This window comes from Streptomyces graminofaciens, assembly GCF_030294945.1.
Taxonomy (GTDB): domain Bacteria; phylum Actinomycetota; class Actinomycetes; order Streptomycetales; family Streptomycetaceae; genus Streptomyces; species Streptomyces graminofaciens.
Map to the genome: position 1 here is coordinate 6,505,679 of NZ_AP018448.1, position 14,885 is coordinate 6,520,563.

The window sequence follows — 14,885 nt, forward strand, 5'->3', positions numbered from 1 at the left end:
CCATCGGCCTGCACGGCCTCGTCCTCAAGCGGCGGCTGGGGTGAAGGTGGCCGGCCCGAGCCGGAAGCGTGCGGTGTTCGACTCGCCGTAAAATCTGTTCCACTGTGTCTGACTCCCCCATCACCCCCGAGCCCAGCGCCCCCGTCCCCGAGGCGTCCCTTCGTCATGTGCGGGCCAAGGGGGAGCCTCGTTTTCCCGATGGGCCGAAGGCTGATCCGGCCGGGGCGCACTTCGAGCGGCGGATTCGGAGTTTTCAGCCTCGGCGGAGCCGGGTGACGGCCGGGCAGGCGGATGCCCTGCAGCGGTTGTGGCCCAAGTGGGGGCTCGACATCGATGGGCACGCGCTGGATCTGAGCGAGTTGTTCGGGGACGACAAGCCCGTCGTGCTGGAGATCGGGTTCGGGATGGGGGAGGCCACCGCGCAGATGGCCGCCGGGGATCCGGGCACCAATATCCTCGCCGTCGACGTGCACACCCCGGGGCAGGGGAACCTGCTCAATCTCGCGGATCGGGACGGGCTGTCCAACATCCGGGTCGCCAACGGAGACGCGATCATTCTGTTGCGGGAGATGCTCGCCCCCGAATCGCTGGACGGGCTGCGGGTGTTCTTCCCCGACCCCTGGCCCAAGAAGCGGCATCACAAGCGGCGGCTGATCCAGCCGGAGTTCCTCACGCTCGTCGCGTCACGGCTCAGGCCGGGGGCGATCGTGCACTGCGCGACGGACTGGGAGCCGTACGCGGAGCAGATGCTGGAAGTGCTCGGCGCCCACCCCGACTTCGAGAACACCCGGGCCGACGGCGGGTTCGCGCCACGTCCCGGCTTCCGGCCACTGACGCGTTTCGAGGGGCAGGGGCTGGACAAGGGACATGTGGTGAACGATCTGCTGTTCCGCCGCGTACAGGGCGGTGACCAGGCCTCGGAGCAGGCCCGAGAGCAGCGCTGACACCTCGTCGAGAACACCCCGTCCCCCCGCCCGTCGGCACCGTTAGGGTCAATGCCGTGGCCACCGATTTCCCCTACCCCTCGCACTCCAGCGGCCCCGTCGGCGGTATGCGGCGGCACGCGCACTGGTGGCAGCGCAAGACGGTCAAGTACGGCGCCCTGATCGCGCTTCTCGCGCTCTCCGGGCTCGTCATCCTCGCCCTCGTGCGCGAGCAGACCGGCACGGAGGGGTTCCTGGTCGGGCTCGGGCTCGCGGTGCTGCCCGTGCCGCTGCTCATAGCCGCGTTCCGCTGGCTGGACCGGGTGGAGCCCGGCCCCTGGCGGAACTTCGTCTTCGCGTTCGCCTGGGGGGCCTGCGCGGCCGCGCTGATCGCGATCGTCGCCAACAGCTTCGCGACCCGGTGGATAGCCATCGCCACCGCCGATCCGTCCAGCGCGGACACCCTGGGCTCGACCGTCATAGCGCCCGTCGTGGAGGAGACCGCCAAGGCCGCGGCCGTGCTGCTGATCTTCCTCTTCCGCAGGCGGGACTTCACGGGGCTGGTGGACGGGGTGGTGATCGCGGGGGTCACCGCCACCGGGTTCGCCTTCACCGAGAACATTCTGTATCTGGGTACCGCCTTCGGTACCGACCAGCTGAGCGGCGACAGCTGGCTCGACTCCGTCACCGCCGCGACCTTCTTCGTCCGTATCGTCATGTCGCCCTTCGCGCACCCCCTGTTCACCGTGCTCACGGGCATCGGCTTCGGGATCGCCGCGCTGTCCGCCGAGCGGCACCGCGTACGTCGGGTGCTGCTGCCGCTGGGCGGGCTGCTGCTCGCCATGGGCATGCACGCGATCTGGAACGGGGCGGCGACCTTCGGGGGGTACGGCTTCTTCGCGGTGTACGCCGCGTTCATGGTGCCGATGTTCGGGCTGCTGACGTGGCTCGTCATCTGGACCCGGCAGCGCGAGCTGCGGACCGTCCGGGAGGAGTTGCCCGCGTACGCGGCCGCCGGGTGGCTGACGCCGCCGGAGCCGTTCGTCCTCGGGTCCATGCGGGCGCGGCGGATCGCCAGGGAGTACGCCTCGCACCAGTTCGGGCGGCCCGGGGCGCGGTCGGTCGCGGAGTACGAGGCTTACGCGACCTCACTGGCGTTTCTGCGGCACCGCGGGCGGCAGGGGCGGGCCGGGTCCGACTTCGTGCTGCGGGAGCGGCAGTTGCTCTTCGAGCTGTGGCGCAGGCGGGAGATCGCGCGGCCGGCGCTGGCGTACGCCGGGCACGGGGTCGTGCCGGTGGTCACACCGCCGCCGTGGCACGGCTACGGGTACGCCCCGGCGGCGGCGTACGGGGCGAGGCCGGCGATGCCGTATCCCGCCTACAACCCCTATCGGTCGTAGCGCAGTCGCAGGGCGTTCGGCACCGCCGGGGAAGCAGCAGGTAGGACCGAGAGGGCTGCGGAGAACTACTCCGACGCCTCCGTCAGCTGCTTCAGCTCCTCGTCGGTCAGCGTCAGCTCCGCCACCTTCAGCAGGGCCGGGAGCTGGTCCACCGTGCGCGCGGAGGCGATGGGGGCCGCCACCGTCGGCTGGGCGGCGAGCCAGGCCAGGGCGACCGTGGCGAGGTCCGCCTCCCGCGACTCGGCGATCTCGTCCAGGGCGGCCAGGACACGGAGGCCCCTGGGGGTGTCGAGGTAGGCGCCGGCGCCCTCGGCGCGCGGGCTGTCGACCGTCGTGCCGAGGCGGTACTTGCCCGTGAGGAAGCCCTTGGCGAGGGCGAAGTACGGGACGGTGGCCAGGCCCGCGTCGGCGGCCACGGTCCGCAGCGGGCCCTCGTAGGTGTCGCGGGAGACCAGGTTGTAGTGGGGCTGGAGGGCCACGTAGCGGGCCAGGCCCTCGCGGTCGGAGAAGTCCAGCGAGGCCTTCAGTCGCTCGGGGGTGATGTTGGAGGCGGCGATCGCGCGGACCTTGCCCGCCTTCACCAGCTCGTCGAGGGCGGTGACGATCTCCTCGACCGGCACCTCGGGCTGGTCGAAGTGGGTGTAGTAGAGGTCGATGTGGTCCGTGCCCAGGCGGCTGAGGGAGGCGTCCGCAGCCTTCTTGATGTTCGTCGCCGTCAGGCCCCTGTACTCGGGGTGCTGGCTCACCTTGGTCGCGATGACCACGTCGTCGCGGTTGCCGCGGGCCCTGACCCACTTGCCGATGATGGTCTCGGACTCACCGCCCGTGTGGCCCTCGACCCAGGCCGAGTAGGAGTCCGCGGTGTCGACGAAGTTGCCGCCGGCGGCCGCGTAGGCGTCGAGGACGGCGAAGGACTGTGCCTCGTCCGCCGTCCAGCCGAAGACGTTGCCGCCGAGGGAGAGGGGGAAGACTTCGAGGTCGGAGGAGCCCAGGGGGCGAAGAAGGGTCATACCTTTCGGCAACGCCAAGACCGGACGCCCGCATTCCGAGCGCCCGGCCAAGGGATGTCAAAGCTTTGTGAACCAGGGGCCCCGGGTCAGGGGTTGAGGCCCTTGCTGCGCAGCCACGCCGCCGGGTCGATGCCGCTCGCGGCGCCGCCGGGGTGGACCTCCAGGTGGAGGTGGGCGCCCGTGACGTTGCCGGTGGCGCCGACGCGGCCGATGACCTCGCCGGTGGCGACCTTCTGGCCGACCTTCACGCCGATCGAGGACTGGTGGGCGAACCACAGCTCGGTGCCGTCGTCGAGGGTGAGGACGGTCTTGTAGCCGTACGAACCGTCCCAGCCGGCCTGCGTGATCGTGCCGCTGTGGACGGCCTTGATCAGGGTGCCGGTGGGGGCGGCGAAGTCGAGACCGGTGTGGTAGCCGGAGGACCAGTACGAGCCGGCCTGGCCGAAGGTCGAGGTGATGGTGTACGAGGAGGTCGGGAGGGTGAACTGCCCGGCCAGCTTGGCGAGGCGCTCGCTCTCGGCCTTCGCCTCGGCCTTCGCCTCGGCCTCCTCCTCCGCCTTCTTCTTCTCGGCGGCGGCCTTCCTCTCGGCTTCCTTCTTCTCCTTGGCGGCCTGCTCGGAGGCCTTCTTCGCGGCCTCGGCCTGCGCTGCCTCGGCGGCCTTCAGGTCGACCTGGTCCTGCTGGGACTCGGCCTGCTGCATGATGCGGGCGCGCAGCGCCTCACCGGCGTTCGCGTTGCCCTGCTCTGTGTCGGCGGCGATCAGGCCGGCGCTGCTGAGCGGGGTGGTGGAGCCCTGCGGCTCCTCGTCGGCCTCGTCCTCGAAGACCGAGCCGACGTTCGGCATGTCGGGCATCGAGATGGAGACGGGGGGCTTGCCGGTCTGCGCACTGGCCATACCGCCCGCGCCGACGGCGGCTATGACGCCGACGCCGAGAACCGTGGAGCTGCGGGCGAGTCCGCCACGCTGCTTGGCGACACGGTGCCGGCCGCGGACGGGGCGAGTGGACTCCGCGGTGGGGTTCCACTCCTGCCAGGGGCCCTCGTTCTCGCTGTTGTAGCTGCCGTAGCCGAACGTGCGGCTCTCGCCGCCGCGTTGGCTCGGAACGGACGGGGCTTCGGTCGCAGGCCGGTTTGACGCCACGTGGGCGTACTCCTTTCCTTCCTTCTCGCCTACCGGGTTAGCTGACGGGTTCGGAGCAGGAAGGTCTCCTACGCGCGTAAACCTGCCGTGTTTCCACGGCGGCTTCCGTGCGATTCACCCCAGGGTGGTGGTTCCCCGGTTCCCGTACAGGTACGGGATTCGGCGCGTGCGCACGGAGCCGACTCTTGTGACGGCTGGGACGACCGCGCTGCGTTATCGAACGTTAATAGACGCGTGGGTCGTATTCCAAGCGGTTCTCGTTGATCATTAACGCTTCTTGGCCTGGACTTACAGGTCACGAGGGGCGGAAAACGGGCGAGTTGACCACCCTTCACCGCTCTCGATCATCCTCGTCTCATTTGACACTACGTCAGTTGTGATGCGCAGGGGGATGGAGTGGTCACCGAAAGTGAAGAAGCCGTGAGGAGTCCTCAGCCCGCCGTCAGCTCCGTCAACTCCGCGAGCGGCAGCGTGTGCTGGGTCTGGAGGACCTTCGCGCGGAGGTAACGGACGTTGTGGGCGGTGGTGAAGACACCGGTGGGGACCCGGTCCCGGACGCCGACGCCCAGATCGCGCAACTGCTGCGCCTTGTCGGGGTTGTTGGAGAGCAGGTCCAGCTCGTCGACACCGAGGGCCGTCAGCATCTGGGCCGCCGCCGTGTAGTCGCGGGCGTCCTCCGGCAGCCCGAGGGCCGCGTTCGCCTCGTACGTGTCGAGGCCCTGGTCCTGGAGGGCGTACGCGTCGAGCTTGTTGTAGAGGCCGATGCCCCGACCCTCCTGGCGGAGGTAGAGGAGGATGCCACCCCGGTCGGCGATGCGCTCCACCGCCTCGCGCAGCTGCGGGCCGCAGTCGCAGCGGGCCGAGCCGAAGACGTCGCCGGTCAGGCACTCGGAGTGCAGGCGGACGAGCGGCGCGGTGCCGGGGGCCGGGTCGCCGAGGACGAGCGCGAGGTGTTCCTGACCGTCGACGAGGCCGTGGAACGTGACCAGTTCGGCGTCGACGCCGTAACCGTCGTGGAAGCGCAGCGGTACCCGGACGCGGGCACGCTGGGTGGCTGCGGGGAAGTCGGGCATGCGGTTCTCCGGTCCAGGTGCGGGTTGCCCGTCGTGTTTCAGATTTGAAGCACAACGCTCAGAGGGACTCTATCCCCTGCTTCAAATTTCAAGCAACCCGTTTGGAGGAGGATCACACTTCCGCCACGGAAGGAATTTCGCGAGGGATTTTCAGGCGCCGATCACTCGCCCGACGACGAACACGACCGGCGGCGCCACGGCAGCTCGGCCGAGCCGCTCGCCCGCGGACCCTCGCCCCGATCGCCCTGTATCGCGGCCGCGATGCCCGAGCAGATCTCCTCCAGCTGGGTGATCTGTTCCGGTCCGAGGTGGTCGAAGACGGCCTTGCGGACCGTCTCGACATGGCCCGGCGCGGCCCGCTCCAGCAGCGCCATGCCCTCGTCGGTGAGCACCGCGACACTGCCCCGCTTGTCCCACTGGCAGTCCTCGCGCCGCACCGCGCCGTCCTTCTCCAGCCGCGTCACGACATACGTCAGCCGACTGCGCGTGATCTTCAGTCGCTCGGCGAGATCGGTCATCCGCATCCGCCGGTCCGGCGCCTCGGAGAGGCCGGCCAGCACGGAGTAGTAGAGGTGCGACATCCCGGCCTCCTGCTGGAGCTGCCGGTCGAGCGCGTCCTCGAGGAGAGTGGCGGCGGCGACGTACGCGCGCCACGCACGCTGCTCCTCGGGGGTGAGCCAGCGGGTCGTCATGCCTACAGTGTAGGGAGATAGTGTTTAAAACTTGAATCACTGCCTGCTGTAAGACCGACCACCTTCAGGGAGCGCGTCCATGCCCCAGCCCTACGTCCTGCTGTCCGCCGCCGTCTCCCTCGACGGCTACCTGGACGACACCGGGCCCGGACGGCTGCTCCTGTCGGGCCCCGCCGACTTCGACCGGGTCGACGAGGTGCGCGCGGGCAGCGACGCCATCCTGATCGGCGCCGGCACCCTGCGCACCGACAACCCCCGGCTGCTGGTCAACTCCCCCGAGCGCCGCGCGGCCCGCCTCGCCGCCGGGCTCCCGGAGTATCCGCTGAAGGTCACGGTCAGCGCGTCCGGCGACCTCGACCCGGAGGCCCGGTTCTGGCACACCGGCGGCGAGAAGGTCGTCTACACGACGGACGAGGGTGCGAAGCGCCTCACCGAGGCCGGGATCGCCGCCGACGTCGTGCCCCTCGGGTCCGACCTGCCCTGGCCGGCCGTCCTCGCCCACCTCGGCGACGTACGTGGCGTCCGGCGCCTCATGGTCGAGGGCGGCGGCCGGGTCCACACCCAGTTCCTCCAGCAGGGACTCGCGGACGAACTCCAGCTGGTCCTGGCGCCGCTGCTGGTGGGCGAGCCGGACGCGCCGCGGATGTTCGGGGCGGGCGCCTACCCCGGGGGGCCGCGCAGCCGGATGCGACTGCTGGAGACCCGGCCGGTCGGTGACGTCGTCCTCATGCGGTACGTGCCGTCCGTGCCCGGCACCGGCCCCGCGGTGTCCGCCGCCGACCGGCACTGGCTGGACCTCGCCTGCGCGCTGGCCGCCGAGTGCCCGCCCTCCGAGACCGCGTTCAGCGTGGGCGCGGTGATCGTCGCCGCCGACGGTACGGAACTGGCGCGCGGCCACTCCCGGCAGGCCGGCGACCCGGTGGTCCACGCCGAGGAGGCCGCCCTCGCGGGGCTCGACCCCGCCGATCCGCGCCTCTCCTCCGCGACCGTCTACAGCAGCCTGGAACCGTGCGCCCGCCGCGCCTCCCGCCCGGCACCCTGCGCCCGGCTCATCCTCGACGCGGGCGTACGCCGGGTCGTCACGGCCTGGCGCGAGCCCGACACGTTCGTCGAGGCCGCCGACGGCACCGGGGTCCTCACGGCGAAGGGCGTCGACGTGGTCGTACTGCCGGAGTACGAGGAGCGGGCGAAGGCGCCGAACGGGCATCTGCTGGGCCGCTGACCTGCGGCGACGGCAGTGGAGGACCCAGCCTGAGCCGGTGTGCCGTAAACCGTGGTGCTGGGGGTCCCGCAGATGGCGTATGCTGGTTTCAACGACGCGGGGTGGAGCAGCTCGGTAGCTCGCTGGGCTCATAACCCAGAGGTCGCAGGTTCAAATCCTGTCCCCGCTACTGAAGGCCCGGGGCCGGAATCCGATGAGGATTCCGGCCCCGGGTGTTTTTTTGCCTATGGGGTGTGGCGGGCCGCGGCCACCGCCTCCGTGTACAGCTCGCGTGTCACGTCGCGCGCGTCGATGCCGAGGTCGGTGAGCAGCGCGCGGAGGTCGTCCAGGGCGGCCGGGAGGGCGGACTCCTCCAGGACCAGCGTCTCGACCTCCAGGAACGTGCCGTCGAGTTCGGGGACCCGGACGAGCGTGGCGTGCACGGGCCTGCCGTACGCCTCGAAGACATACGTCCGGCAGCGCTTCTCGAACACGATCGCCGGTACGTAGCCGAGGTGCTGGAGGATCGCGTGCGTCGCCTGCGAGTCGGCGACCCGGGTCTCGTACTCGGGTTTCGAGCCGGACGCCTCGTCCACCGCCGGGCCCTTGAAGGTGAGGAGGGTCCGCAGGTCGCCGCTGCGGTGGTCGGGCCCGGCCGAGGAGTGGACGGTCCGTACGCGCAGCTCCTCGTCACTCGCTCGCAGGGTGCCGTCGGGGCGGTCGTAGTACGTGTCCTGGTACGTCTCGATGCGGCCCTCGGCGCGTTCGTCGAGGCGCCGCGCGGCCTCCTCCGGGGTGCGGACCCGGGCCTTCAACTCCGCCTCGATCACGAGCGGTTCCTCCTCACCCCGTCTGCCCCCTACGCCTCCCCGGGGGTGCAGCCCGCTACACCCCCGGTTCGGGAAGGCACCCCCTCGTGGCGGCGGGCGGGCGACGGACGCTTCTGCTGCCGGGTCCCCGAAAGGGCTTCCCCGCGAGCTCACCACACGCACGGCAGCTCGGCGGCGACCATGGTCGGGCCGCCGATCGGGCTGGTGACGGTCACGATGCCGTCCAGCGCGGCGACCCGGCGCCGTATCCCCAGCAGCCCGGTGCCACCGCCGGTCTCGTCCGCGCCGCCCAGCCCCTCGTCCCGGACCACGGCCCGCAGCCCCGTACGCACCCGTTCGAGGTGGACCGCTGCCCGTGGGGACCCGCTGTGCTTGGCGGCGTTGGTGAGTGCCTCGGCGACGACGAAGTACGCGGCGGCCTCGACGGCGGCCGGGGGACGCGGCCCGTCGGCGTCCTCCAGCCCGTCGACGGACACGGTCGTCTCCAGGCCGCTGCCGGCCGCCAACGCCCGTACCGCACCGGCCAGCCCACGGTCGGTCAGGATCGGCGGATGGATACCGCGTACGACATGCCGCAGCTCGCTCAGCGCCGCCTCGGCCTGCTCCTGCGCGTCCACCAGCAGCTTGCGCGCGCCCGCCGGGTCGCGGTCGTAGGCCCGTTGCGCGAGACCGATCCGCATGGAGAGGGAGACCAGACGGGCCTGGGCGCCGTCGTGGAGGTCCCGTTCGATACGGCGCAGCTCCGCGCCGTGCGCGGCGATGGCGTCGGCGCGGGTCGCCGTCAGTTCCTGCACGCGCTCGGCGAGGCGGGCCTTCGGGGACGGCTTGAGCAGGGTCTCCGACCAGTGCGCGTCCAGGCCGGCGAGGCGGCTGACCAGCGGGAGTACGACCGCGGGCCGCCGCAGCAGCCCGGCCCACACACCGTCCACGACCAACCCCACCGCCCACAGCGGCAGCGCGAGGAGGAACAGCCCGCCGTAGACGTAGTGCGAACCCATCCACCGCAGGTCGGCGAGGGTGCCCGGGTCGCGTACGGCGATGAGCAGCCGCTCGCGCACAGTGCCCTGGATCGGCTCGTACGCCTCGGGGATCTCCCGGCCCGTCCACGCGGCGGCCTGGCGGCGCTTGACCGCGGCGATCCTGCGGATCAGCAGTACCGCCTCGGGCAGCATCCAGGCGCCGACCAGCACGACCGTCCCGCCGGCCGCGAGGAGCAGCACGGTGATGAAGATGTACGTACCGAAGGTCAGCACCGCGGCCATGGCCAACCAGAGCGTGGCACGCGCGGCCTGCCGCAGCGTAGGGAACATGCCGTCGACGCTAGGCGCGGCGGGGTCCGGGCGCGGGAGAGCAGCCACCCGTCCCGTGGTGTAGCCGGCTGCACCACGGGAGTGAAAACCCCTTGATCCTCGGTTCGTTCGACTGTTTCGTGGCCGGGTGACGAGGGACGGCGACGGCGACGGAGACAGGGGTTACACAGGGGTGGATGACGACGACCGGGAGCGGCTGGCCGCGCGTTTCGAGGAGGACCGGCCGCATCTGCGGTCCGTCGCCTACCGGATGCTCGGTTCGCTCACCGAGGCCGACGACGCCGTACAGGAGGCGTGGCTGCGCGCCGGCCAGGCCGACATCGACGACGTACGCAACCTCAGCGGCTGGCTCACCACGGTGGTGACCCGGGTGTGCCTGAATCTGCTGCGGACGCGCAGGACCCGGAGCGAGGAGTCCCTCGACGAGCTGACCGAACGGGCAGGTGATCGCCCCTATGGGCGCCCCGACGGGCGACTCGATGTTCGATCCGATGGGCGATCCGATGGGCGACTCGGTGGGCGACTCGGTGGGCACGGAGGCCGCGAACCGGAGCAGGAGGCCTTGATGGCCGACTCGGTCGGGGTGGCCCTGCTGGTGGTGCTCGACACGCTGGCGCCGGTCGAGCGGGTGGCGTTCGTCCTGCACGACATGTTCGCGATGCCGTTCGACGAGATCGCGGAGATCCTCGAACGTTCCCCGGCCTCGACGCGACAACTGGCGAGCCGCGCCCGCCGCCGGGTCCAGGGGCGGACCCCGCGCCCGGTCCGCGGCGATCTCGCCCGCCGCCGCCGTGTGGTCGACGCGTTCCTGAGCGCGGCCCGGGGCGGCGACCTGGACGCGCTGGTCGCCGTGCTGGACCCGAGCGTGGTCCTCCACGCCGACCGCCGCGTCGGCCCGACCCCCGAGCCCGTCGTCGTACGCGGCGCCACGAACGTGGCCGCGGGCGCGGTCGTCGCCATGGCCCGGGCCCGCTACAGCGGCCTGGCCCTCATCGACGGCACGGTCGGCCTGGTCATGGCTCCGCAAGGGCGGCTGCGGCTGGTGCTGCGCTTCGAGATCGGGGCCGAGGTCGCCGACGCCGGCGACCGGATCACCGGGATCGAGATCATCGCGGAACGGGAGCGGTTGGAGGGCATCGTCATCGAGCCGTTGGAGGCGCCGACTGCCTGACGGCAAGCAAGTGGGCCGGAGGGGCTGGTGACCGAGACGCAGACGGCGTCGGTCATCAGCCCCTCCAGCGGCACACTCGGGGCGCTTCTCAGGCAACAGCCCCCAGTACCAACGCCCCCACCACCGGCGCCGCGTACACCAGCGGGAACGGGATGTGCGAGTACCAGCGCGCCCGTACGACGCTGATCACGGCACCGGTGAAATACAGCACCAGCCCGACGCCGGCCACGACCCCGACGACCGGCACCGCCAGCCCGACCAGCAGCCCGACGGCCCCCGCCGCCTTGGCCGCACCGAGCCAGGGCCACCAGGCGCGGGGGATGCCGTAGTCGCCGAGTGCCTGCACGACCCACTGGGCGTGGAAGAGAACGGCGGAGGCCGAGTACCCCACCATGGCGGCGGCCAGAAGGGTCACGACAACATGCGCGACAGACATGAGAAGCACTCCTCGTGATGACGGCGACCGAGGTGCGCTGTCGCTCCGGCCGCTGCGGTGAGTTCGTCGCTTCCCTGACACGGGGCGGGGCGGGAGTGTGACAGCCCGGCGGAAACTCTTGCCGTCAGCTGCGCTCCCGTCACCCGTCACCGATCAGCCGTGCGCCCGTGCCGTGAGATAGGGATCCCGGCGAAGCACGTCACGGCTGCCGAGCAGCGCGCCGACGGCCAGACCGGCGGCGGGTGTCAGGAGCGCGGCGGCGGCCCAGATCGGTGCGGGCAGGGCGTCCGTGACGGTGATGGGCAGCCCCAGTACATCGCTGAGCGGACCGGCCAGGGCCACGGAGAGCACGGTCCCGGAGGCCACTCCCGCCACCGCCGCCACCCCGCCCGACAGCAGTGCCTCGCCCAGCAGGATCCGGCGCAGTTCCGGCCGACCGCACCCGAGGATCCGTAGGACGGCGAACTGCCCGAGCCGGGCCCGCGTACTGTCCGAGGCCCGCACCGCGCCGAGCACGACGGCCCCCACCGCAAGGGCCAGCACCCCGGCGCGCATCGCGAGATCCGCCACCCCGAACAGGCCGGGCAGGTTGCGCACCCGGTCCGACACCGGGGACGCCGAGAACCCCTGGGCCTGGAGCGCCTCGGTGACGGCGGCCACCTGCCGCTGGTGCCCGACCACGACGACGGCGGACTGCGCGCCCTTCCTGTCCCGGAAGTCGTTCGGCGACAGACCGGCCCGAGCCGCCGCCAGTGACGCGGCCGTCTCCTCCGAGAGATAGGCGACGCCCGGCCCGTCGGCCTGCCAGCTCGGGTCGTACAGGGCGACGACCCGAAGCACGACGACCGAGGTGGCACCGGACTCGGCACCCGTCGCCTTCGTGTACCCGAACGCGATGGACCGGCCGACGTACGAGGCGAAGTCGGTTCCCTGGGCGGTGGCGGGCAGTACGACCTCGTCCTTGCCCAACTCCGCCGCGCCGGGCGGTAGTCGTCCCTTGGTGACGGGCAGGTCGTCGGCCGGGGTCAGGGTGCGGGCCGCCAGGTCGTACGTACCGTCCTCCTCCGCGTACAGGGCGGAGGAGTAGTCGGCGACGACCCGGCGGACCCCCGGTACGGCCCCGGCCTTTCCCAGGGCCGAGGTGGTGAGCGGGCGGACCGACTCGTCGCCTTCGAAGGAGGAGAGCTCGATCTGCGTCAGCCCGCCCGACCCCAGCACATCCCGCTCGACGGCACCGGCGGCACCCGCCGCCACCCCGGCGGACGCGGTCAACAACGCGGCCAGCACGGTGAGGGTGGGCAACGCCCGGCGCAGCGACCGCCCGTCCCGGGTCCAGGTGTAGAGACTCCAGTGACTCATCCCAGGCTCTCCTCACGCACGTTCTTCCGGGGAGCGGTCGACCGGCCCGCATCGAGCGTGTAGCGCTCGTCGCACGCTCCGGCAACTGCGGTGTCGTGTGTGACGAGCAGGACGGCCGCGCCCTGCTCGGCGCACGAACGCAGGGCGCCCATCACGGAGTCCGCGGTTCTCGGGTCGAGCCCGGAGGTCGGCTCGTCGGCCAGGACGAGCACCGGCTGCTTCACGGCCGCCCGGGCGACGGCGATACGTTGCCGCTGGCCACCGGAGAGTTCTGTGACCGGGGAGTCGGCCAGCTCCGCCATGCCGAGGTCGCCGAGAAGGGCGCGGGCGGCCGTACGGTGACGGGTGAGACGGGGGCCGAAGGCCGCGGCGACGTTCTCCCAGGCGTTGAGAAACGGCAGGAGCCCGAGATCCTGCAGGACGATGCCGATCGAGCGCCGCCGGAGCAGGTCCCGTTCGGCTGGGGTCAGGGCGCCGGTGTCCGTGCCGGTGACGTGGAGGGAGCCCGAAGTCGGCGAGAGGATCAGCCCGAGGAGGGCGAGCAGCGTGCTCTTGCCCGAGCCGGAGGGCCCTTCCACCGCGGCCATCGTTCCCGGGTCGAGGGTGAGGTCCGCATGGGTCAGACCACCGCCGGGCGCGTACCGGAAGGCGAGGCCTTCGGCCACGACGGCGGGTGGGGAGGCGGTGTTCATACGACGCGGTTTCCTTGTGCGGTCGAAGGGGACGGAGGGGTCAGGCCAGGAGGTAGTAGGCGGCCCTGGTGGCGTCCGCAGAGGCGACACCACCCGGCGAGGGGGCGTACAGGTCCGGGAACTTCGCGTCGCGGTAGGGCTCAAGCAAGGCCGGGAGCCCGTCCCAGAAGTCCTGCGGAATCACCTGATCGGAGGCGAGGGCCGCCTGGACGGCGTCGGAAGCGGTCAGCAGGTCCCCGTCCCGCAGCGCCTGCCGGGCCCGGGCGACGAGGTCGTACTCCTCGGTCAGCCGTGTCGCCAGCGCAGTACACCCCGAGTCGGCGAGTACGGCGGCGATGCGCAGCGAGCGGGAGGAGAGAGACGCGGGCCGGGAGCCTTGGCTCTCGGGCAACTGCCCGGCGTCCTGCCCTTCGGGCAACTCGACGGTGGTACGCCGACAGCCCGGCCCGAACTCGGCGCGCGCCGCCATGGCGCCGTACCAAGCGCGCTGGTTCTCGGCCGTCAGCCGTGCAGGGACCTCGAGCCCGGCCGCCTCCTCGGCTCCTTTCTCGGCCTGGGGCCCACAGTCCGAGAGGGCCAGCCGATGACAGATCATGGCGAGCAGCACCCGGTCGGACGGATCGAGATCCGGGCCGGCGGCCGAGCCCATCCGCCGGAGCCGGCGTTCCAGCCAGTCGGGTGTGTGCGTCTGCTGTGCACTGGCGGTGAGGGCCCGGGCGGCGTTGTACGTGGCCGTGAGGGTGCCGAGCTGGACCGGGGACTTGCCGACGAGGCCGTCGGAGCGCAGGCGTCCCACGGGAGCGGGAAGCGATACGGGCAGCGAGTGAGCGGTGGCGGATCGACTGACGAGCGCGCGCCGAACCAGCCACCGCGTCTGTGTGTCGGGGTCGTTGAGCGCGGGCAGCAGACAGGAGCGGGTGGACGGTGTGAGCCGCTGCCGCAGGAGGGTCAGTGCGGCCCGCTGAATCGGATCGCTGCCACGGCAGCCGGTCCGCGACAGCTCGGCGTCCGCGTCACGGAGAACCCGAGTGGCACGCGCCCGCACCCCTGCCTGTCCCAAGGCCTCGACAGCATGGAGCGCCGGTACGGGTTGGCCGGCCCGCGCGGTGTCCGACGCGAGCCGGTCGAGGATGGAGCGTGGCACCTGGTCGTCGTGCCCCAGGCAGGTCAGGGTCTGGAGGAAGGCTGCGCGCGTGGCGAGAGAGGTCAGGGAGTCGTCCCCGTCGTCCGGCACGAGCAGATAGCCGAGCGCCTCCTTCTCGGCCTGTTCACGGATGCCGGCCCGCTCCAGAACGGCCACGGGGTCGCCCGTGGTGGAGGAGCCCAGGGCCAGGCACACGTAGTGCGCCCGCCAGGCAGGTGTGTCCAGCACATCGGTCCGGGCGAGGTCGGCGAGGGCTCCCGGACGGATGCCACGGATCGGCCTGCCCGTGGCGAGCGCGGCCTCCAGCCGCCCGTACGCGGTCGGGTACAGGGCGGGATCCCGCCCGACGTCGGCACGGGTGCCGCGTACCAGGTCATTTGCCCCACGCAGGGCGTCGAGCTGGCCGGCCAGCGCACCACCGGGCCGCTCGGGCCGCTCCACGGGCCCGCCACCGAGCATCGAAGCGCCGAGGGCGGCTGCGACGACGGTCACGACGGCGAGG

Annotated in this window: 14 protein-coding genes, 1 tRNA gene and 1 riboswitch; of the genes, 5 read left to right on the forward strand and 10 right to left on the reverse strand. The window is 71.8% G+C overall.

Translation table 11 applies throughout. The features are described from left to right. The first annotated feature begins 104 nt into the window (after positions 1–104). Complete coding sequence (gene trmB, locus SGFS_RS28015; RefSeq protein ID WP_434028080.1) at positions 105–944, forward strand: tRNA (guanosine(46)-N7)-methyltransferase TrmB; 840 nt, start codon at positions 105–107, stop codon at positions 942–944. Positions 945–1,000: 56 nt separating this feature from the next. Beyond that, a complete protein-coding gene (locus SGFS_RS28020; protein ID WP_286254380.1) occupies positions 1,001–2,323 on the forward strand; it encodes a PrsW family intramembrane metalloprotease in 1,323 nt (440 codons plus the stop codon). 65 nt (positions 2,324–2,388) lie between these two features. Here the strand turns inward: SGFS_RS28020 and SGFS_RS28025 are convergent, their stop codons facing one another. The 4 genes from SGFS_RS28025 to SGFS_RS28040 all read right to left on the reverse strand — a co-directional run bounded on the left by SGFS_RS28025 (position 2,389) and on the right by SGFS_RS28040 (position 6,240). After that, positions 2,389–3,333: an aldo/keto reductase gene (locus SGFS_RS28025; protein ID WP_286254381.1), complete on the reverse strand. Its 945-nt coding sequence runs from the start codon at positions 3,331–3,333 to the stop codon at positions 2,389–2,391. Between the two features lie 86 nt (positions 3,334–3,419). Further along, positions 3,420–4,475: a M23 family metallopeptidase gene (locus SGFS_RS28030; protein ID WP_286254383.1), complete on the reverse strand. Its 1,056-nt coding sequence runs from the start codon at positions 4,473–4,475 to the stop codon at positions 3,420–3,422. An 11-nt stretch (positions 4,476–4,486) separates the two neighbouring features. Continuing rightward, positions 4,487–4,650: riboswitch (cyclic di-AMP (ydaO/yuaA leader) on the reverse strand. Positions 4,651–4,906: 256 nt separating this feature from the next. Then, entirely contained in the window at positions 4,907–5,548 is a 642-nt protein-coding gene (locus SGFS_RS28035) for a GTP cyclohydrolase II (protein WP_286254384.1), read from the reverse strand. A gap of 161 nt (positions 5,549–5,709) precedes the next feature. After that, entirely contained in the window at positions 5,710–6,240 is a 531-nt protein-coding gene (locus tag SGFS_RS28040) for a MarR family winged helix-turn-helix transcriptional regulator (protein WP_286254386.1), read from the reverse strand. 79 nt (positions 6,241–6,319) lie between these two features. Between SGFS_RS28040 and SGFS_RS28045 the strand changes: the two genes are divergently transcribed. Together SGFS_RS28045 and SGFS_RS28050 are read left to right on the forward strand one after the other, a co-directional pair. After that, positions 6,320–7,462 carry a dihydrofolate reductase family protein gene (locus tag SGFS_RS28045; protein WP_286254387.1) on the forward strand — a complete coding sequence of 381 codons (1,143 nt, stop codon included), beginning with the start codon at positions 6,320–6,322 and terminating at the stop codon, positions 7,460–7,462. Positions 7,463–7,557: 95 nt separating this feature from the next. Continuing rightward, positions 7,558–7,631, forward strand: a tRNA-Met gene (locus SGFS_RS28050). Positions 7,632–7,686: 55 nt separating this feature from the next. Here the strand turns inward: SGFS_RS28050 and cyaB are convergent. Further along, a complete protein-coding gene (cyaB, locus tag SGFS_RS28055; RefSeq protein WP_286254389.1) occupies positions 7,687–8,271 on the reverse strand; it encodes a class IV adenylate cyclase in 585 nt (194 codons plus the stop codon). 149 nt (positions 8,272–8,420) lie between these two features. Further along, positions 8,421–9,581, reverse strand: a complete 1,161-nt coding sequence (locus tag SGFS_RS28060) for a sensor histidine kinase (RefSeq protein WP_286254391.1) — start codon at positions 9,579–9,581, stop codon at positions 8,421–8,423. Positions 9,582–9,753: 172 nt separating this feature from the next. Here SGFS_RS28060 and SGFS_RS28065 point away from each other — a divergent pair, with 172 nt between their 5' ends. Further along, on the forward strand, positions 9,754–10,752 hold the full coding sequence (locus tag SGFS_RS28065) for a sigma-70 family RNA polymerase sigma factor (protein ID WP_286254392.1): 999 nt from the start codon (positions 9,754–9,756) through the stop codon (positions 10,750–10,752). Between the two features lie 88 nt (positions 10,753–10,840). Here SGFS_RS28065 and SGFS_RS28070 read toward each other — a convergent pair whose 3' ends face one another. The 4 genes from SGFS_RS28070 to SGFS_RS28085 form a co-directional block, all read right to left on the reverse strand. Beyond that, positions 10,841–11,188, reverse strand: a complete 348-nt coding sequence (locus SGFS_RS28070; protein ID WP_286254393.1) for a DoxX family protein — start codon at positions 11,186–11,188, stop codon at positions 10,841–10,843. Between the two features lie 153 nt (positions 11,189–11,341). Beyond that, on the reverse strand, positions 11,342–12,547 hold the full coding sequence (locus tag SGFS_RS28075) for an FtsX-like permease family protein (protein WP_286254394.1): 1,206 nt from the start codon (positions 12,545–12,547) through the stop codon (positions 11,342–11,344). Next, entirely contained in the window at positions 12,544–13,239 is a 696-nt protein-coding gene (locus tag SGFS_RS28080) for an ABC transporter ATP-binding protein (protein WP_286254395.1), read from the reverse strand. The genes SGFS_RS28075 and SGFS_RS28080 overlap by 4 nt, the downstream gene beginning before the upstream one ends. Positions 13,240–13,279: 40 nt before the next feature. Then, positions 13,280–14,875, reverse strand: a complete 1,596-nt coding sequence (locus tag SGFS_RS28085) for a hypothetical protein (protein WP_286254396.1) — start codon at positions 14,873–14,875, stop codon at positions 13,280–13,282. Positions 14,876–14,885: the final 10 nt, after the last annotated feature.